The following is an 18,744-nucleotide window of genomic DNA, read 5'->3' as shown; positions in this document are numbered from 1 at the left end:
CTGAAGGCCAGTATCCCGGTTGGTTCCCCGCGGAAAAACCGTAGAACGGGAAAGGGACTTTTGATCGGGGATCATGAATGCGGTGGAGCGCAGTGATCTGAATGGGTCGATGGCGGATGTTTCTGCCGTCATCGCGAGAAAGCTCACGTCTGCAAGAGACTGCGATCATCCACAGGGGTGACCTTGCTCGCGAATGAATCAGGCGCAGAGAAACGACCTGGCGGAATGATCAGACCGCCTCAAGCAACGTCGCGATGCCTTGCCCACCGGCGATGCACTGTGTCGCCACGGCATAGCGGCCACCTTCGCGCTTGAGCAATGACGCCGCCTTGCCGGTGATCCGCGCACCGGTGGCGCCCAACGGATGTCCCATCGCCATCGCGCCGCCATCCAGGTTGACCTTCTTCATGTCCAGCCCCAGTTCCCGAACACAGGCAATCGACTGGCTGGCAAAGGCTTCATTGATCTCCACCAGATCGATATCACCGATGCTCAAGCCTGCACGTTGCAGCAGCTTGCGGGTTGCGTAGACAGGCCCCATACCCATGATTTCGGGCGGACAGCCCGCCACCGCCACGCCCTTGATCCGCGCCAGAATGTCCAGCCCATGACTGCGAGCGAAGGCTTCAGTGCACACCAGCACCGCCGCGCTGCCATCGGTCAACGGCGACGCAGTGCCTGCGGTGACGCTGCCGGCGAACGCAGGCTTCAGGCCCGCCAGGCCTTCAAGGCTGGTGCCGGGACGGATGCAACCGTCCTCGCCGACACTGCCTTCCGGCGTCTGCACAGGGATGATTTCGTCGATGAAAAGACCACGCTCGCGGGCGCCGGCCGCTTTGGCGTGAGAGTCGACGGCCATGGCCTCCTGCTCGCTGCGACTGATGTCGAAACGCTTGGCGACTTCCTCGGCGGTCAGGCCCATCGGCATGTACACCTGCGGCAGGGTCTGCATCAGCGTCGGGTTTGGTGAAACATTGAAGCCGCCCATGGGTACGCGGGTCATCGACTCGACGCCCGCGCACAGAAACGCCTCGCCCGCGCCGAGCATGATCTGACCCGCCGCGTAGTGCACCGAACTCATCGACGACCCACAGAAGCGATTGATGGTCGCGCCGCCCAGACTGTCCGGAAAGCCTGCTCGGAAGCTTGCGATCCGCGCGATATTCATGCCCTGTTCGGCTTCGGGGTAAGCGCAGCCCATGATCACGTCCTCCAGCGCGCCGGGGTCCAGATCGAGTTTCTCGACCAGCCCTTTGAGCACCTGGGCGGCGAGGTCATCGGGGCGCACGTTGATCAGGCCGCCTTTTTTGGCGAAGTGGAAGGGCGAACGGGCGTAACCGGCGATGACGATGGAGGGGGCTGAGGATTGCATGGTAAGTCTCCTGGGCTAAGGGCGGTCGATGGCGATCAGCGGTTCATATCAAGGATCATGCAGGTGGTGGTGCCGGTGGCGTAAAGACGGCCATCGACGTCGTAAATCCGGCCCTCGGCCAGCGCCGTGGAGCGCCCGAGATGCACCACAGTGCCCTCGGCGCGGATCGGTCCGGTCTTGTCGGTGAGCGCCCGAACGTAGCTGATGCGCAGATCGAGGGTCGTGTAGCCCTGGCCTTGTTGCAGGCGGGTATGCACCGAACAACCCATGCACGAGTCAAGCAGCGTGGCTGCATAGCCGCCGTGCACGATGCCCAGCGGGTTGTAGTGCTGCGGCCCGGGCGTGCCCTGAAAAACGAAACTGCCGGGCGACCACTCGATCGGCACGAAATCCATCAGCTCGCCAATGGGCGGGTGCGGCAGCTCACCGTTACCGATACCGTCGAAGAACGCCTGCGGCGTCAGTTGCGCGACGTCGGCCAGGCTCATGCTGCCGGACTTGCCCAATCGGGCGCGGATGGTCTGTTCCTGCGCCAGCCACAGGGCCAGCGTCTCTTGGCGAGAGGTATTTTGCATGGGCATTCACTCCGCAAGCCGCATCCGGCGGGGCGCCGGCGGGAATTAAATTATGGTCATAATCTCGCTGTTCAATGACGACCGCAATACCATAAATGTCCACCGGTGGCTAAAGCGCTCAGTCAGTGGAGGAGGGTAGTGGGTAAGGCAGGAAAAGAGACGCGTGAATACCGCAAAATAAAGCGCAGCGCAGTCGTGGGATCGCCGCGCTCCAGTCGTCGACTGGCGGGCCGCTCAGGCATGCCCGTCCTTCTTGACGAAATGCTTGTGCATGTCGGCCGTCAGCGCTTCGACCCGCTCCGTCAGCAGCTTGGTCATTTCGGTCAGGCGCGTGTTCTGCTCCAGTAATTCCAGCATCTGCGCGGTGTTTTGCGCCGCCCGCGCCATGCGTTCTTCATTGGCTACGGCGAGCGCTTCGCGGTGCTGCGCGTCGGCATCGGAACTGGCTTTGTCGCGAGCGGCCTGGCGCGTCTGGGCAAGCAGGATCAGTGGCGCGGCATAAGCCGACTGCAGGCTGAACGCCAGGTTGAGCAGGATGAAGGGATAAACGTCGAACGTCACCAGGCCGCTCAGGTTGGCGCCAACCCACAGCAGCACAATGAGCGTCTGCGCGCCCAGAAACGTCGGCGTGCCGAAAAAGCGCGCGAAGGCCTCGGCTTTCAGCGCGAACGCATCGTTGCCGAACGTGGGTGCGAGGTGCGCATGACCTTTATGAAAACGCAGATGGTCGACAGGTCGCGAGGCGGCCAGGGCGGCGGCGTCCGGGTTGACGGGTTCAGTCGGGGCAACGGGCATGGTGGTTTCCTGAGGGCAAAAACAGATGCCCACTATAGGCCCGAATGCCCGGGATTTGGCGTAGCCCGTGACGGTGGCAGCGAGGTTGCGCGGGCACGTTCGTACCCGCAGGCGTGAAAGCCGAGCGTCAGTCCACCGGATCGGGGTACAACGGCTTGGACCGATGCATGATATTGGCGTAGTCGTAGACGTACTGGCGACCCGCGTGACTGGTCATGCGCAGGCGATCGATCAGTTGTCGCTCTTTCTTGTTCAGGTATCTCAACCCTTGGTGGTCACTGGACTTGAGGCGATCACGTTCATGGGCGTCAGGGAAAGTGATGACGTTCGTCATGAAATATCTCCTTGGTTGAATCCTTGTGCCCGGCTCCATATCCGGGTTCACCTTTATGGTGCGACCCCGCACCTTACCCACAAAAAGTCGACCCCTTCAACCCTGCAATGGATCAACGGATCACACCACCTGCACGATCTCGAACGATTGCCGGCTGCCGTTGACAACGATCTCGACCTCATCGCCGTCGAACTTGCCCAACAGCGTCTGGCCGAGCGGGGCTCTGGCGGTGATTACCGTGATCAGGCCTTCGTCCACGCTGACTTTCAGCCCCGCGGCATCCGGCCCGAGAAACAACTGCCGGGCGACACCGCTCGCCGATTCCAGCACGATCAGGTCGCCTGACTGAATGCCGCGCTGCTCATCGAAAGGCTTGAGCGTGAGGTTGCGGTACTGCGTGAGCGACTGACGTATTTCCCCGACCCGGCGCGCCTGGCCGGCCGCCAGATACGACGCCTCCAGCCCCAGCGTGTCGTACTTGTTTTCGGCGATGTTCTCTTCATGCGTCGCGGTTTCGTAGGCCGTCTGCGCGGCGCGAATGGCGACGTCGAGATCGATTTCCAGTGTTTCGATGATCCGCTGCAGGACCCGTGGCTTGTTCATGAAGATGGCGTGTCTCGTCAAAGGGTTCAGCCGCAGAACTGATAGATCGCCGCACGGCTCTTCTCGCTGGGCGCGGTCTGGTTCTGCTGCATCCAGAACTGGCATTTCGGGCCATTGAAGTTGCGCTGCCGCTCGGCCTGTTCGACTTGTTCGGCCTGCCGCGCTTCGCCTTCGCGCAGGATCTGCCGGTATTGATCGAACATCGGATTGTCGCTTTCGGGATTTGCTTTGGCGGCTGGCGGGGTCGTCAACTCGCTGGCGGTGTTCTTCAGTGCCTGGGTCTGCTCGGCCGGTAATGCGTTGTAGACCAGCCAGGCCGTCAGCAGCACGGCGAGAAAACCCAGCCAGATCCCGGCAGCAATGGACAGCACGAGCTTCAATGGATGGAGGGTAACGGACAATTCGCGACGGTTGACGTACATGGCAGACTCCGGGCTTGCGCAGTGTCGATGGCGGAATTGTCGCACGACCGGGGCTGGAGATTCTTCGCCGTTATGAAGGACAATTCGCTTTTTTGAACATCCTCAGGGGATCGGGATGAAAGCCTCTTGGGATATTTTCTGCACCGTTGTGGATAACTTCGGCGACGTCGGCGTGACCTTTCGTCTGGCCCGTCAACTGGTCGCCGAGCACGGCATGGACGTGCGTCTTTGGGTGGACGACCTGACGGCGTTCGCCCGTCTGTGTCCTGCTGCCGACCCGCAGGCGCCGCAACAATGGCACGACGGCGTCAACGTGTGTTTCTGGCCGAAGGACTGGCGAGCTGCCGAGCCTGCCGACGTCGTGATCGAAGCGTTCGCCTGTCATCTGCCGCCGGCTTACATCGACGCCATGAAAGCACGTACGCCACGCCCGCTTTGGCTGAACCTCGAATACCTGAGCGCTGAAGAGTGGGTGACCGGCTGCCATGGGTTGCCTTCGCTGCAGTCCAGCGGCATCCAGAAGTTCTTCTTCTTTCCGGGCTTTCGGAGCACCACCGGCGGCTTGTTGCGCGAAGCCGGGTTGATCGACCGGCGCCATGCCTTCGAGCAGGATCCGGCCGCGCGGCAGGCATTTCTCACCCGGCTGGGCGTTCACCCGGAACACGACGCCACACAGACGCCGACGCAGTTGATCTCGCTGTTTGCCTACGAGCACGCAGGGCTTGGCTCTTGGCTGGACTGTCTGGCGTTCGCTGAGCGTAAAACCCACCTGTTGGTGCCGGAAGGGCGGATTCTGGGCGATGTCCAGCGCTGGCTTGCGGTCGATGAGCTCAAGGCCGGCGACCTGAACCAGCGCAATGCCCTGACCATTCAGGTGCTGCCGTTCGTGCGTCAGGAGGATTACGACCTGCTGCTGTGGTGCTGCGATTTCAACGTGGTGCGCGGCGAAGATTCTTTCGTGCGTGCGCAGTGGGCCGGTCGGCCGCTGATCTGGCACATCTACGAGCAGGACGACGACGCTCACTGGGCCAAGCTCGATGCGTTTCTGGAGCTGTATCTGGCCGGGTTATCCACAGACGCGGCCCAGGCGCTGACCGATGTCTGGCGCAACTGGAACGCAGGGCAGGACATGGCGGCCAGCTGGACAACCCTGCAGGCGCATCGCGCCGAACTGTCCCGGCATGCGCAACGGTGGTGTCTGGAACAGGCCTTGCAGGATGATCTGACGACTGCGCTGGTACACTTTTACCGAAATTGGATATGATACGCGGCCTTGTATTAAGCCCTGTACGAAAAGTGGCTTTTCGTACAGGGCTTAGAAAGTACTTCCATCCAAATTCGGATATTCGTAATGAAAACTGGTAAAGAGCTTAAACCCGGTACCGTGATCCGTATCGACAACGATCCTTGGCTGGTTCAGAAAGCTGAATTCACCAAGTCCGGTCGTAACAGCGCGATCATGAAGACCAAGCTGAAGAACCTGCTGACCGGCTACAAGACTGAAACCGTCTACAGCGCCGACGACAAGCTGGACGACGTGATCCTGGACCGTAAAGAAGCCACCCTGTCTTTCATCAGCGGCGACTCCTACACGTTCATGGACACCACTGACTACACCATGTACGAACTGAACGCCGAAGACATCGAAAGCGTTCTGCCTTTCATTGAAGAAGGCATGACCGACGTCTGCGAAGCCGTTTTCTTCGAAGGCCGTCTGGTTTCCGTAGAACTGCCGACCACCATCGTGCGTCAGATCGACTACACCGAAGGTTCCGCTCGCGGCGACACTTCGGGCAAAGTCATGAAACCAGCCAAGCTGAAAAACGGCACCGAGCTGAGCGTGGCTGACTTCATCGAAATCGGCGACATGATCGAGATCGATACCCGTGAAGGCGGTTCCTACAAAGGCCGTGCCAAGTAAGCACTGCTCGCGTAACGCTACACACGAAAAAGCCCGACCATTGAGTCGGGCTTTTTTGTGGGCGATGGTTTTGTTCGGTTACCCGTTCATGGCGTTCTTCTCTGGTCACTGAGTCGTGTTGAACACACCGGCCTCATCGCGAGCAAGCTCACTCCTACAGTGGGAGCGCAGTGATCTGTAGGAGTGAGCTTGCTCGCGATGAGGCCGGATCGATCGATGCAGATCTATCCGGCTGACATCTTTTTTACTTCAGATGAACCTTCAACTCTTGCGACGCCTGCAACATCGCCGAGCGCACTTCCGGCACCTGGCTGACCACGTTGAGCAGACCGTAGTCGTGGATCATGCCGTTGTAGCGCACGGCGGTGACCGGAACGCCAGCCTGATCCAGTTTGCGGGCATACGCTTCGCCTTCGTCACGCAGCACGTCGGCACCGGCAGTCTGCACCAGAGCAGGGGGCAGGCCTTTGAGCTGATCCAGTGTGGCGCGCAGCGGTGAAGCGTAAATCTCGGCGCGCTGCTTCGGATCGGTGGTGTAGTTGTCCCAGAACCACTTCATCATGTTGCGGGTGAGGAAGTGCCCCTCGGCAAACTGGTCATACGAACCGGTGTCGAAGTTGGCGTCGGTTACCGGCCACAGCAGCACCTGATAACGAATGGCCGGCGTGCCCTTGTCTTTGGCCATCAGGCTGACGACGGCCGCCATGTTGCCACCGACGCTGTTGCCGGCCACGGCCAGACGCTTGCCATCGACGTTGATCTCCTTGCCGTGCTCAGCCACCCATTTGGTGGCCGCGTAGGCCTGGTTGATCGCGGTTGGGTAGTGCGCTTCAGGCGACGGCGTGTAGTTCACGAATACCGCCACTGCCCCCGAACCCTCGACCAGATCCCGCACCAGACGCTCGTGGGTCGGGTAATCGCCCAGCACCCAGCCGCCGCCGTGGAAGAACATGAACACCGGCAACGTGCCTTTTACGCCAGCCGGACGCACGATGGTCAGGCTGATGTTCTGGCCGTCGGCCGAGATGGTCTTCTGGCTGACATCGGCTTTGGGCAGTGTCAGCTTGACTCCCGCCTGGGCGCCAGTCAGTACGGCCCGTGCATCCTTGGGCGAAAGCTGTTCGATCGGCTTGCCGCCGCCCGAGTTCAGCGCGTCGAGGAATGCCTGAGTGTTGTGCTCGACGCCGCTGTCGGTCGCCGCAAACGCGTTGCCGATGGACAGTGCGAGAAGCGAGCCCGCCAGAATCTTGCCAAATGTGTTCATGTTCTTCTCCTTCCTGGTCGAGGTGTCAGACGGTCACGTGCAGGCGAACGTCAACGTTGCCGCGGGTGGCGTTCGAGTACGGGCAGACCTGGTGAGCGGCGTCGACCAGCGCTTGAGCGTCGGCTTGTTCCAGGCCAGGCAGGCTGATGTGCAGATCGATGTCCAGACCGAAGCCGCCAGGGATCTGACCGATGCCAACGTGGGCAGTGATCGAGGCGTCGGCAGGGATGCTGCGTTTGCTCTGACCGGCGACGAATTTCAGCGCGCCGATGAAGCAGGCCGAGTAGCCGGCAGCGAACAGTTGCTCAGGGTTGGTGGCTTCACCGCCAGCGCCGCCCAGTTCTTTCGGAGTGGCCAGTTTCACGTCGAGAATCTTGTCGCTGGAAACAGCACGGCCATCACGGCCACCGGTAGCGGTTGCAACTGCGGTATAGAGCGCTTTCATGATATTTCCTCACTTGAATGATGTTGGCTTGAGCCGGTTATGTTTAGCGCTAAAAGTTTGTGCGCTAAGCAAGTGAGATGAAATGTAATGCGCTAATGATTAGTGCGCAAGATAAATTTTCGAGATTTTTCAGCAAAACCGCGCTCAACCGATTATTTCTGATTTAACTCATTGAAAAATATGTATTTATTTTCAGTAAGATTTTTCTCGCAAGGTCGAGGTTTTTAGCGGTCCTGCCTGCCATCGAAAGGACCCTTCGATCCATAGGTGCCACAAAGTGGTGTCGCCACCGCGCTATCGCCACCCGATCTATTGGAGCGCGCTGCCCGCGAACGCATTCATGCAGGCACCCTCCCGATATCTGCACGGATGTTTCGCGGGCAAGCGCGCTCCTACAGAAATCTGCGGCAGGGTCTGGCGTAAATGAAAAGGCCAGCAACAAGGCTGGCCTGAAGTGAAGGAGGGGTAATCAGATGCTGCCGTGCAGGTTCCCGCGCAGGCCGAGCAGGTCCTGCTGCAACGCTTTCAGTTGTTCCACCGTGATTCCGCTGGCCGCGAGAATGCATTGCGGAATCCGCTTGGCCTTTTCATGCAGCGCCTTACCTTGATCAGTCAGTGTCAGCAGCACTACACGTTCGTCTTCCTTGCTGCGCGTGCGCTTGATCAAGCCTTCGGTTTCAAGCCGTTTGAGCAGCGGCGTCAGTGAGCCCGGATCGGTCAGCAATCGCGTGCTTACTTCTCCCACCGTCAAGCCGTCTCGTTCCCACAAGACCAGCATCGCCAGGTATTGCGGATAGGTCAGGTTCAATTCCTGCAACAGCGGCTTGTAGACCTTGGTCATCATCAGAGACGTGGAATACAGGGCAAAACACAGCTGGTTATCCAGCAGCAAGTCCTCGCAACTGCCAGCTCCAGCCGTCGCGGAGCTATCGTCGGCGTTCATGGGTGTTCCTCGATTGAACCAATTGACTACTAATTTAGTGTCATGATCTTTAATGCACCAGATAATTTCAGTAATCGCCGACAAGGTGTTTCTCTATCGAAGCGGACTGACGCCGATCGTGACCTTTATCGCCGCCTGCGGATTTCCCTGATCGCCGCGAGTCAGTAGGATGCGCGCGTTCCCATACCGCAACTGAAAACAGAGGATCGGGCGTGATTGTCGATGTAGTGATGTACCTGCTGCTGGGCGCTGTGATGGGCACCCTGGGCGGGCTGTTCGGAATCGGCGGTGGGCTGGTGGCCATTCCGGCGCTGGGCGTGCTGTTCGGTCTCGATCAGCAACTGGCACAAGGGACCGCGCTGCTGATGGTGCTGCCCAATGTGTTGCTGGCGTTGTGGCGTTACAACCAGCGCAACAGGATATCGGTGCGCAATGCCATGTTGCTGATCGTGCCGAGCTTCATCATGTCCTGGCTGACGTCTTTGTGGGCCGTGCGGATCGACCCCCAGAGCATGCGCATCGGCTTCGTCGGGTTTCTCGTCGTCCTGACGCTGTTCAACGTGATTCAGATGTACTGGCGCAAAGGCCAATCTGGGCCCCAGCTTCGACATGGCCGGTGGCTATGGGTGCTGGGCCTGGGCTCCGGCGTGACCGCAGGAATGTTCGGCGTCGGCGGCGGGGTGATCGCAACGCCGATCCTGACCGGCATCTTCGGCGCCAGTCAGGTGGCCGCCCAAGGGCTGGCGCTGGCCCTCGCAGCCCCGGCGACCATTATCACGATGACCACTTACGCGCTGCATGGCCACGTCGACTGGCGAATGGGAATCCCGCTGGCCATCGGCGGCCTTGCCAGCATCAGTTGGGGCGTTGCGCTCGCCCACAGTCTGCCGGAGCGTTTGCTCAGATCGCTGTTCTGCGTGTTCCTGGTGATCTGCGCGATCATGCTCTGTTTCCGGGTCTGACCGATCGCTACAGCTTGAAGCCCTCGGCGATGTGATCGGCCAGGCACTCGGTGATCGGTGAGGGATTGTTCGGATTTCGCAGCAGGACGATGCTCGCCGACGGCAACTGCGGCAAGCCCTCCGCTTCGCCAAGCACGCGCAGATCGGGGGTGATCAGGCTCTGCAATTGTGCGGTCACGGCAAGCCCGGCACTCACCACGGCCATGATCGCCGACAGGCTGGCGCTGGTATAGGCCACGCGATACTCGCGGCCGCCGGCGTCCAGTGCATTGACCGCCCACAGGCGGCAGAAACAGTCGTTGTTGAACATCGCCAGTGGAAGCGGCGTCTGTTCGTGCGGGCAGAACCCTGCGGCCTCTGCCCAGACGAAGCGTTCCTGACGCAGAATCTGGCCGATCTCCTTGCCGGGCTCGCGGGTCACGATGCTCAAGTCCAGGTCCTGACGCTGCAGCAGTTGCGCCGATGATTCACAGTGCACTTCGACCTGCACCAGGGGATACGCCTGAGCGAAGCGCTGCAGGATGCCCGGCAGGAAGCGCATCACGTAGTCATCCGGCGTACCGATTTTCACGGTGCCGACCATGTGCGGCTCACGCAGCGTGTTGAACACTTCGCTGTGCAGCTTCAGGATGCGCCGGGCATAACCCAGCAGCACCTGGCCTTCGGCCGTGAGGTTGAGCGTGCGGCCATCCTTGAGGAACAGCGGCCGGCGGACGACGTCATCCTCAAGCCTTTTCATCTGCATGCTGACCGCCGACTGCGTACGGTTGACCACCTCGCCAGCCTTGGTGAACCCGCCTTCGTCGGCAATCGCGACGAAGGTGCGCAGCAGTTCGCTGTCGATGCTTGGGTAGCTGGTCATACATCAATCTCCCAGATGCAGTGCATAAGAAACATTCGTTGGATTGATCTTAAGCCTGGCGAGAGAATCTGCCCATCCCCACTTGGAGGGCAAGACGATGAAAGGTCAAAAAGGTTACGTACTGGTGATGAAAACCCTGTCGCGGGAGTCGGGGCCTGAGCGTTGGTGGACTGCGGTAACGACGCAGATCGCCCGCTGGCGCAGGCTCCACCGCGAACGCAGGCAGCTGGCTGCATTGAGTGACGATGCGCTCAAGGACATCGGTCTGAGCCGAGCCGATGTGTACCAGGAAGCGGAACGTCGTTTCTGGGATGACCCGATGAAGCATTGAGGCGACAGGCCTGGCAGTTCTCGCGACCGCCGGCGCGGTAGGCAGCGCGGGTCTTGATGAGGTAGTTTTGCGGATCGATCAGGAGGTCCTGAATGCCCGCAGAACTGCCGATTCAGCAAAAACTGTCCCTCAAACAGGCGCGTCGTCTGGCGCTGGCTGCCCAGGGATTCAATGGTCGCCAGCGGCCGGCGACCATCAAGGCCAGCCATGTCACGCAGCTGATCGAGCGGCTCGGGGTGTTGCAGATCGATTCGGTCAATGCACTGGTGCGTTCGCACTATCTGCCCTTGTATTCGCGGCTGGGCAACTACCCGCAGAAGCTTCTGGATGACGCCGCCTGGAGCCAGGGCAGGCAACGCAAACTGTTTGAATACTGGGGGCATGAAGCGTCATTGCTGCCCGTGGATCTGTACCCGCTGATGCGCTGGCGCATGCAGCGTGCGGCTCAAGGTGAGGGTATTTATCAGCAGCTGGCCACCTTCGGACGCGAGCAGCGGCCGACCATCGCACGTGTGTTGCAGGCAGTGCGTGATCAAGGCGCGCTGGGGGCGGGCAGCCTCAGTACGCGCCAGGAGCGCGCGGGACCGTGGTGGGACTGGAGCGCTGAAAAGCTGGCGCTGGAATGGCTGTTTGCCGCTGGCGAGGTGACGGTTGCCGGGCGTCGCGGATTCGAGCGGCTTTATGATCTGCCCGAACGGGTTCTGCCCGACGCGATCATCCATCACCCTGTACTGGACGAGGGCCAGGCCCAGCGCGGACTGCTGCTGCACGCCGTCGGAGCGCTGGGCGTCGGCACCGAAAAAGACATTCGTGACTACTTTCGTCAGGACCCGGCGCCCGCCAGGGCCGGGCTGGCTGCGCTGGTGGAAGAGGGGCGCATCAACGTGGTTCAAGTGCAGGGCTGGAAACAGACAGCCTACGCATTGCCCGAGCTGAGCGTGCCACGCAAAGTGGCGACCAGTGCACTGCTTTCTCCGTTCGATTCCTTGATCTGGGAGCGCGCGCGGACCGAGCGCTTGTTCGATTTTCATTACCGCCTGGAAATCTACACGCCCGCCCATAAGCGTGTGTATGGCTACTACGTGTTGCCGTTTCTGTACAACGAACGCATCGCGGCGCGCATCGACCTGCGGGCTGAAAGGGCTGCCGGGAGGCTGGCCGTGCATGCCGTACACGAAGAACAATCTGGGCTGGACGAGGAGGGCATGCATGCCCTGGCGCTGAACCTGCGACAACTGGCCAACTGGCTGGGCTTGCCCGACGTGTTGATCAATTGCCAACGCACCAGTGCGGCGCGCCTGCGGGAGGCATTCGTCGCCAGCGGTTTTGATCACCTGTGACGAAACGTTCGAGTTCAGCCGGGAATGGTCAAGCGCAGACAGCCTCGATTCCGTAATGGGAACCCACGCCTTGCGCCGTCGTAGGACCGGCTTTAGCCGGGAACCCTCCAGCGCAGGCACTCTGAATTCCGTGGTGCTGATCCGACGCTCCACAGAAACAGCGCGCCCGCTTGCGCGACTTACCGACGCACTTGCTTCAACGTCTCGGCAATCAAGAACGCCAGTTCCAGCGACTGATCTGCGTTCATTCGGGGATCGCAATGGGTGTGATACCGATCTGACAGCCCATCCTCGGTAATCGGTCGTGCGCCGCCGATGCATTCGGTCACGTTCTGCCCGGTCATCTCGATGTGGATGCCGCCTGCGTAGGTGCCTTCGGCCTGATGCACCTGGAAGAACTGTTTCACCTCACCCAGAATCTGCGCGAAGTCGCGGGTCTTGTAGCCGCTGCTGGCTTTGATCGTATTGCCATGCATCGGATCGGAACTCCACAGCACCTTCTTGCCCTCGCGCTCCACCGCACGAATCAGGCCCGGAAGGTGATCGCCCACCTTGTTGGCGCCCATCCGCGCGATGAGGTTCAGGCGGCCAGGATCGTTGTCGGGGTTGAGGATGTCGATCAGACGAATCAGGTCATCGGTGTTCATGCTCGGGCCGACTTTCACCCCGATCGGGTTTTTCACGCCGCGCAGGAGTTCGACATGCGCGCCGTCGAGCTGGCGGGTGCGGTCGCCGATCCACAGCATGTGTGCCGAGCAGTCATAGAAGTCGTTGGTCAGGCTGTCGCGGCGCACGAAGGCTTCTTCGTAGTTGAGCAGCAGCGCTTCGTGGGCGGTGAAGAAACTGGTCTCGCGCAATTGCGGTGAGGTGTCCATTCCGCAGGCGCGCATGAACGCCAGCGTCTCGTCGATGCGATCGGCGAGCTGGCTGTACTTGTCCGACAGCGCCGAATTGGCGATGAAATCAAGGTTCCACTGATGCACCTGATGCAGGTCGGCGAAACCGCCCTGGGCGAACGCGCGCAGCAGGTTCAGCGTCGCGGTCGACTGGTGGTAAGCCTGCAGCAGGCGATCCGGATCCGGAACACGGCTCTTCTCGTCGAAGCCGATGCCGTTGACGATGTCGCCGCGATAAGCCGGCAGCGTCACGCCATCCACGGTTTCGTCGTTCGAGGAGCGGGGTTTGGCGAACTGGCCGGCCATGCGTCCGACCTTGACCACCGGGCAGCCCGCTGCGAACGTCATGACGATCGCCATCTGCAACAGTACTTTGAAGGTGTCGCGGATCTTCGCGGCGGAGAACTCGAAGAAGCTCTCGGCGCAGTCGCCCCCTTGCAGCAAGAACGCCCGACCCTCGGTCACTTCGGCGAATTGTCGGCGCAGCTCGCGTGCTTCCCCGGCGAACACCAGCGGCGGAAAACCGCCCAGCGTCTGCTCGACACGCCGCACATGCTCGGCGTCAGGGTATTGAGGTTGCTGCTGGATAGGCAGGGCCCGCCAGCTGTCGGGACTCCAGGGTTGGCTCATGGTGAACTCGAGGTCAGTGCGATCGGACCGTCATGGTAGCAGTTCACCCGGATAATTTGCGTGACCTGCCGGGGCTGCATGCCTGACAATCCGCGCGCCAAACCTGATTGATCAAGAGAGCTGCAATGACCGAGGAGCGTGTTGAGCGCGTGCTGGCTGAGGTTCACGATGACTTCGGCATGATTCGCGTGTTGGAAGTGGCGGATTACCGCTTCCTGGAATTCGGCGATGCCATCGAGCAGAGCTGCACGTTCACGGCCGATCCTGCCTGGCTGGAGTACGACTACACCCGTGCCATGCTGATCGGAGCGCTGTGCCATGAGGCGCCGGAAAGTGCGCTGTTCATGGGGCTCGGCGCCGGAACGCTGACCCAGGCCTGCCTGAAATTCCTGCCTCTGGACGACGTCGAGGCCATCGAGCTGCGTGCCGACGTGCCACGTCTGGCGATGGAGTTCATGGGCCTGGCCGACGATCCGCGTCTGTACATCCGCATTGGCGACGCGCTGGAATTGCTGCCGACAGCGGAAAACGCCGACCTGATCTTCGTTGACCTGTACACCGACACCGGGCCTGCAGTGGGCCATCTGGCCTGGGGCTTCCTGGAAAAGTGCCAGCAACGGCTGAACCCGGGAGGCTGGCTGGTCATCAATCAGTGGGCCTCGGACGACGGCAAACCCTTGGGCGCGGCGCTGTTGCGCGGTCTTTATCACCGCCATTACTGGGAGCTGCCGGTGAAGGAGGGCAACGTGATCCTCATCGTGCCTGCCGATCTGGACCAGACGCTGGACAGGGATGCCCTGATCCAGCGTGCTGAAGCGCTGGCCCCGCAGTTGGGCTACTCGCTGCTGCCGCTGATCAAGACCCTGCGCCCGGCCACCTGATCAGCGCCCTTTGAAGTCCGCCGCGCGCCGCTCCTGCAGCGCGCTCAGGCCCTCGCTGGCGTCGTCGCTTTCAATCACTCGCCGCACCAGCTGCGGCAACGCGTGGGCGGCGGCGCTTTCACCCTCCAGCACCGCCTGGCGCGCAGACTCCAGCGTGGCGCGGATGCCTAGCGGCGCGCGGTCAGCGACATGCTGCGCAAGGCGCAGGGCGGCAGGCAGGAGGTCTTCCGGCGCCATGACTTCCTGCACCAGCCCCATGCGACAGGCCTCATGGGCGTCAAACTCGTCACCGGTCAGCAGCCAGCGCATGGCGTTGCCCCACCCGGCGATCTGATGCAGGCGCAGCGTCGCGCCGCCAAACGCGAAGATGCCGCGCTGCACCTCCAGATGCGCGAAGCGGGCGTTGCTCGCACATAGATTGATATCGGAGGCGAGCATCAACTCGATACCCAGCGTCAGGCAGTAACCCTGCGCCGCGACGATCACCGGCTTACTGACTCTTGGCCCGACGAACAGACCCCATGGGTCGTAGCCGCCTGGCGGCAGTTTCCAGCCGTCTTTGAGCGTGGGCCCTGCGTCGGCCAGATCGAGGCCTGCGGTGAAATGATCGCCATGGGCGAAGACCACGGCGACCCGCGCCTGATCGTTACGCTCGAATTCACCGTAAGCCAGACTCAACTGATTGAGCATTTCCATGTTGAACGCATTGCGTTTGGCGACGCGGTCCAGTCCGATGAGCATGATGGCCCCTCGCTGTTCCCGGCTGACGTGGCCTTTGGTCGAAGAGGTCATGTCCGAATTTCCTGCATGCTGAGTAGGAAGGGAGGGTGGCTGCCTGACTGATGAGGTGAATCGTTTAAGCCTCCGCCGCCAGTAATACCGGGCTCTTGAAAAGTAGACACTGACTCAGGTTTGCGCAAAGCCTGTGACAGTTGGCCGCAAGGTGTTCTTTTACGGAAAAAAATCCTCACTTTTTTCAGCAATTCCGGTATAGTGCGCGCCGGCCTTTCATAGGGCCCTCGTCACGGTATGGGTTTGCGAAGCCATCTTCACAAGCCGGTTCGGTTACGAACTATCCTTGACGATCCATTCATCAATACGTTTTCGCAAATCCCCGCCGACAAAGCAGCCAGGGTGACTCTAGGGTCTTACACGGCACGCGCAGCTTTGAAGCATGGGTCTTTGCGGATGCACTCAGAGGCAGACCCATGACCCAGGAAACCGGCGGCTTCGCCGCTCTCGACCTTCATCCGAATATTGTTGCAGCCGTTATCGCTACCGGCTACGAAGAGCCGTCGGCCATTCAGCAGCAATCGATCCCGATCATTCTTGCCGGTCACGACATGATCGGTCAGGCGCAGACAGGTACCGGTAAAACCGCCGCCTTCGCACTGCCTATCCTGAACCGCATCGATCCGGCAAAACGCGAGCCGCAAGCGCTGATCCTCGCGCCGACCCGCGAACTGGCCCTGCAAGTGGCCACCGCTTTCGAAACCTACGCCAAGCAAATGCCGGGCGTGACTGTTGTGGCTGTCTACGGCGGCGCGCCGATGGGCCCACAGCTGAAAGCCATCCGTAATGGTGCGCAGATCGTCGTCGCCACTCCGGGCCGTCTGTGCGACCACCTGCGTCGTGACGAAAAAGTCCTGGCGACCGTGAACCACCTGGTTCTGGACGAAGCCGACGAAATGCTCAAGCTGGGCTTCATGGACGACCTGGAAGTCATCTTCAAGGCGATGCCGGAAACCCGTCAGACCGTTCTGTTCTCGGCGACCCTGCCGCAGTCGATCCGCGCGATCGCCGAGCGTCACCTGAAAGACCCGAAGCACGTCAAGATCCAGAGCAAGACCCAGACCGTTACCGCGATCGAGCAGGCTCACCTGCTGGTTCACGCTGACCAGAAGACCTCTGCCGTTCTGAGCCTGCTGGAAGTCGAAGACTTCGACGCCCTGATCATGTTCGTGCGTACCAAACAGGCCACCCTGGATCTGGCGAGCGCGCTGGAAGCCAAAGGCTACAAGGCTGCCGCACTGAACGGCGACATCGCCCAGAACCAGCGTGAGCGCGTCATCGACTCGCTCAAGGATGGTCGTCTGGACATCGTTGTCGCGACCGATGTGGCAGCTCGTGGTCTGGACGTTCCTCGCATCACTCACGTATTCAACGTGGACATGCCTTACGACCCTGAGTCCTACGTTCACCGTATCGGCCGTACTGGCCGTGCCGGTCGCGAAGGCCGCGCGCTGCTGCTGGTCACTCCGCGTGAGCGCCGCATGCTGCAGGTGATCGAGCGTGTCACCGGTCAGAAAGTGGCCGAGGTTCGTCTGCCGGATTCGCAAGCCGTTCTCGATGCCCGCATCAAGAAACTGACCAACAGCCTCGCGCCGCTGGTTGCCGACGCCGAAGCAAGCCATGGCGATCTGCTCGATCGTCTGACGGCCGACATCGGTTGCACCCCGCGTGCACTGGCTGCCGCACTGCTGCGCAAGGCCACCAACGGTCAGGCGCTGACTTTGGCTGCGATCGAGAAAGAGCGCCCACTGGTGCCGAACAGCGCGCCGCGTGGCGACCGCGCCGATCGTCCATCGGGCGACCGTCCTGATCGTGGCGACCGTGAACGTCGTGCACCGATGCCACTGGCGGAAGGTCGTGCTCGTTGCCGTACCGCGCTGGGCGCGCGTGATGGCATCGCTGCCAAGAACCTTCTGGGCGCCATCCTCAACGAAGGCGGTCTGGCTCGCGAAGCAATCGGTCGCATCCAGGTGCGTGACAGCTTCAGCCTCGTCGAGCTGCCGGAAGATGGCCTCGAGCGTCTGCTGGCCAAGCTGAAAGACACCCGCGTTGCCGGCAAGCAGCTGAAACTGCGTCGTTATCGCGAAGACTGATCAGCCTTGAGTTGATCGTCTGAAAAAATCCCCGACTGGTTCGGGGATTTTTTTTGCCTTGAGCGCACCTGCGCAGTGGTTCATCTCACCAAAACACCGCAGACGTTGCAGGAGCGCGCTTGCCTGCGAAGGCGGTTTTGCAGCCAGCACATCTCTGCCAGCAGGAACGGCCCCTTTGCGAGCAAGCTCGCTCCTACACTGGCATTTCTGGCGGGTGGGATCATTGGCTCAGGCACGAATTCCGGGGGGAGTGAGCCAGCTGTCTTAACGCCCTCTTCAATCAGCGGTGTAACACCCGACGCCTTCCCGGCTAAAGCCGGTCCTACGAAAAGTTCGCAGCGTCAGTAGGACCGGCTTCAGCCGGGAAGAGGCCGGAACATCCGGCGGAAATCAGCCTTCGCGGGCAAGCGCGCTCCTTCCCGTATTGCGACGTGACACGGCCCGGCAATACACCGCAAACCTTGAAGACCTGTCACACGGGTACACGCACAGTGCTCATCCGAACCTGTAGATATCCATTCCCAGCGCGCCCATGGTAAAGCCTTTGTGCTCGACGCTGAATTCGCCGCCGGCGCCTCGGGCGAAGTACAGCGGCAAAAGATGCTCGTCGGTCGGGTGGTTGCGCGCCGCGTTGGGAGCCTGTCGGCGGTAGTCGTGCAGGGCTTCTTCGTCATTGGCGGCGAGTTTTTCGACCATCCAGTTGCGAAACTCCAGCGCCCACGTTTCCACACTTTCCGGGCCTGCATGCCAGTCCAGTTCGCGCAGGTTATGCGTAATGCTGCCTGAGCCAATGATGAGCACGTGCTCTTCACGCAGCTGTTTCAATGCCTGACCCACGCGCGTTTGCAGCGCGGGGCCCATTCGAGTGGGAAGCGAAACCTGAACGACCGGGACATCGGCCTGCGGGTACATCAATGACAACGGCACCCACACCCCGTGATCGAACGGGCGGCGACTGTCCAGGCGGGCGGGCAGCCCGGCCTCGGCCAGCAGATCCATGACATGCCGACTCATTTCAGGCAGGCCCGGCGCCGGGTATTGCACCGCGAACAAGGCGGGCGGGAAGCCGCCGAAGTCATGCCACGTCTCCGGCTGGGGGTTGGCGTTGACCAGCAGCTCGTTGCTTTCCCAGTGCGCCGAGACGATGACCACCGCCTTCGGCCGGGGCAGCGCGGCTGCCAAACGCTGAAGTGTCGGGCCGCTTTCGCCGGGTTCCAGCGCGAGCATCGGTGAACCGTGCGAAATGAACAGGCTGGGGAACATAACTGGCATCCTGAGCGTAT

Annotated in this window: 20 protein-coding genes; 7 read left to right on the top strand and 13 right to left on the bottom strand. The window is 61.1% G+C overall.

The features are described from left to right. Positions 1 to 229: 229 nt before the first annotated feature. From BMZ10_RS09325 to BMZ10_RS09300, 6 genes are all read right to left on the bottom strand, one after another. Positions 230 to 1,372, bottom strand: coding sequence for a thiolase family protein (locus tag BMZ10_RS09325; RefSeq protein ID WP_093460542.1), 1,143 nt, complete (start codon positions 1,370 to 1,372; stop codon positions 230 to 232). Between the two features lie 35 nt (positions 1,373 to 1,407). Beyond that, complete coding sequence (locus BMZ10_RS09320) at positions 1,408 to 1,947, bottom strand: PaaI family thioesterase (protein WP_093460539.1); 540 nt, start codon at positions 1,945 to 1,947, stop codon at positions 1,408 to 1,410. A gap of 234 nt (positions 1,948 to 2,181) precedes the next feature. Next, positions 2,182 to 2,742: a DUF1003 domain-containing protein gene (locus BMZ10_RS09315; RefSeq protein ID WP_093460536.1), complete on the bottom strand. Its 561-nt coding sequence runs from the start codon at positions 2,740 to 2,742 to the stop codon at positions 2,182 to 2,184. Between the two features lie 127 nt (positions 2,743 to 2,869). Beyond that, a complete protein-coding gene (locus tag BMZ10_RS09310) occupies positions 2,870 to 3,076 on the bottom strand; it encodes a hypothetical protein (RefSeq protein WP_093460533.1) in 207 nt (68 codons plus the stop codon). Between the two features lie 120 nt (positions 3,077 to 3,196). Further along, a complete protein-coding gene (locus tag BMZ10_RS09305) occupies positions 3,197 to 3,679 on the bottom strand; it encodes a GreA/GreB family elongation factor (RefSeq protein WP_093460530.1) in 483 nt (160 codons plus the stop codon). A gap of 26 nt (positions 3,680 to 3,705) precedes the next feature. Beyond that, the gene (locus BMZ10_RS09300; protein ID WP_093460527.1) at positions 3,706 to 4,101 is read right to left on the bottom strand and encodes a hypothetical protein; all 396 of its coding nucleotides are present in this window, start codon (positions 4,099 to 4,101) and stop codon (positions 3,706 to 3,708) included. A 115-nt stretch (positions 4,102 to 4,216) separates the two neighbouring features. Here BMZ10_RS09300 and earP point away from each other — a divergent pair, with 115 nt between their 5' ends. After that, positions 4,217 to 5,365: an elongation factor P maturation arginine rhamnosyltransferase EarP gene (gene earP / locus BMZ10_RS09295; protein WP_093460524.1), complete on the top strand. Its 1,149-nt coding sequence runs from the start codon at positions 4,217 to 4,219 to the stop codon at positions 5,363 to 5,365. Between the two features lie 87 nt (positions 5,366 to 5,452). Beyond that, a complete protein-coding gene (locus BMZ10_RS09290; RefSeq protein ID WP_093460519.1) occupies positions 5,453 to 6,022 on the top strand; it encodes an elongation factor P in 570 nt (189 codons plus the stop codon). 244 nt (positions 6,023 to 6,266) lie between these two features. Here BMZ10_RS09290 and BMZ10_RS09285 read toward each other — a convergent pair whose 3' ends face one another. The 3 genes from BMZ10_RS09285 to BMZ10_RS09275 all read right to left on the bottom strand — a co-directional run bounded on the left by BMZ10_RS09285 (position 6,267) and on the right by BMZ10_RS09275 (position 8,674). After that, on the bottom strand, positions 6,267 to 7,286 hold the full coding sequence (locus BMZ10_RS09285) for an alpha/beta hydrolase (protein ID WP_093460516.1): 1,020 nt from the start codon (positions 7,284 to 7,286) through the stop codon (positions 6,267 to 6,269). 25 nt (positions 7,287 to 7,311) lie between these two features. Further along, a complete protein-coding gene (locus BMZ10_RS09280) occupies positions 7,312 to 7,731 on the bottom strand; it encodes an organic hydroperoxide resistance protein (RefSeq protein WP_093460513.1) in 420 nt (139 codons plus the stop codon). A gap of 469 nt (positions 7,732 to 8,200) precedes the next feature. Continuing rightward, entirely contained in the window at positions 8,201 to 8,674 is a 474-nt protein-coding gene (locus BMZ10_RS09275) for a MarR family winged helix-turn-helix transcriptional regulator (protein ID WP_093460510.1), read from the bottom strand. A gap of 230 nt (positions 8,675 to 8,904) precedes the next feature. On the opposite strand from BMZ10_RS09275, the gene BMZ10_RS09270 reads away from it, so the two are divergent. After that, positions 8,905 to 9,636, top strand: a complete 732-nt coding sequence (locus BMZ10_RS09270; RefSeq protein WP_093460507.1) for a sulfite exporter TauE/SafE family protein — start codon at positions 8,905 to 8,907, stop codon at positions 9,634 to 9,636. Positions 9,637 to 9,643: 7 nt separating this feature from the next. On the opposite strand, the gene BMZ10_RS09265 is transcribed toward BMZ10_RS09270, so the two are convergent. Further along, positions 9,644 to 10,498, bottom strand: a complete 855-nt coding sequence (locus tag BMZ10_RS09265) for a LysR substrate-binding domain-containing protein (protein WP_093460503.1) — start codon at positions 10,496 to 10,498, stop codon at positions 9,644 to 9,646. 97 nt (positions 10,499 to 10,595) lie between these two features. On the opposite strand from BMZ10_RS09265, the gene BMZ10_RS09260 reads away from it, so the two are divergent. Further along, the gene (locus BMZ10_RS09260; protein WP_093460500.1) at positions 10,596 to 10,829 is read left to right on the top strand and encodes a DUF1127 domain-containing protein; all 234 of its coding nucleotides are present in this window, start codon (positions 10,596 to 10,598) and stop codon (positions 10,827 to 10,829) included. Between the two features lie 92 nt (positions 10,830 to 10,921). Then, positions 10,922 to 12,169, top strand: a complete 1,248-nt coding sequence (locus BMZ10_RS09255) for a winged helix-turn-helix domain-containing protein (protein ID WP_093460497.1) — start codon at positions 10,922 to 10,924, stop codon at positions 12,167 to 12,169. Positions 12,170 to 12,348: 179 nt separating this feature from the next. Here BMZ10_RS09255 and BMZ10_RS09250 read toward each other — a convergent pair whose 3' ends face one another. Beyond that, positions 12,349 to 13,695 carry a class II 3-deoxy-7-phosphoheptulonate synthase gene (locus BMZ10_RS09250; protein WP_093460494.1) on the bottom strand — a complete coding sequence of 449 codons (1,347 nt, stop codon included), beginning with the start codon at positions 13,693 to 13,695 and terminating at the stop codon, positions 12,349 to 12,351. 125 nt (positions 13,696 to 13,820) lie between these two features. Between BMZ10_RS09250 and BMZ10_RS09245 the strand changes: the two genes are divergently transcribed. Next, positions 13,821 to 14,576 (top strand): spermidine synthase, encoded by a 756-nt coding sequence (locus tag BMZ10_RS09245; RefSeq protein WP_093460486.1) that lies wholly within the window; start codon positions 13,821 to 13,823, stop codon positions 14,574 to 14,576. On the opposite strand, the gene BMZ10_RS09240 is transcribed toward BMZ10_RS09245, so the two are convergent. Beyond that, positions 14,577 to 15,368, bottom strand: a complete 792-nt coding sequence (locus BMZ10_RS09240; protein ID WP_093460482.1) for a crotonase/enoyl-CoA hydratase family protein — start codon at positions 15,366 to 15,368, stop codon at positions 14,577 to 14,579. It lies immediately after the preceding gene. 416 nt (positions 15,369 to 15,784) lie between these two features. Here BMZ10_RS09240 and BMZ10_RS09230 point away from each other — a divergent pair, with 416 nt between their 5' ends. After that, positions 15,785 to 17,461, top strand: coding sequence for a DEAD/DEAH box helicase (locus BMZ10_RS09230; protein WP_092407010.1), 1,677 nt, complete (start codon positions 15,785 to 15,787; stop codon positions 17,459 to 17,461). A 495-nt stretch (positions 17,462 to 17,956) separates the two neighbouring features. Here BMZ10_RS09230 and BMZ10_RS09225 read toward each other — a convergent pair whose 3' ends face one another. After that, entirely contained in the window at positions 17,957 to 18,724 is a 768-nt protein-coding gene (locus tag BMZ10_RS09225; protein ID WP_093460477.1) for a DODA-type extradiol aromatic ring-opening family dioxygenase, read from the bottom strand. Between the last annotated feature and the right edge of the window lie 20 nt (positions 18,725 to 18,744).

The sequence above is a fragment of the Pseudomonas sp. NFR16 genome, assembly GCF_900108875.1.
Taxonomy (GTDB): domain Bacteria; phylum Pseudomonadota; class Gammaproteobacteria; order Pseudomonadales; family Pseudomonadaceae; genus Aquipseudomonas.
This window is presented reverse-complemented; position numbering and strand designations above follow the sequence as displayed.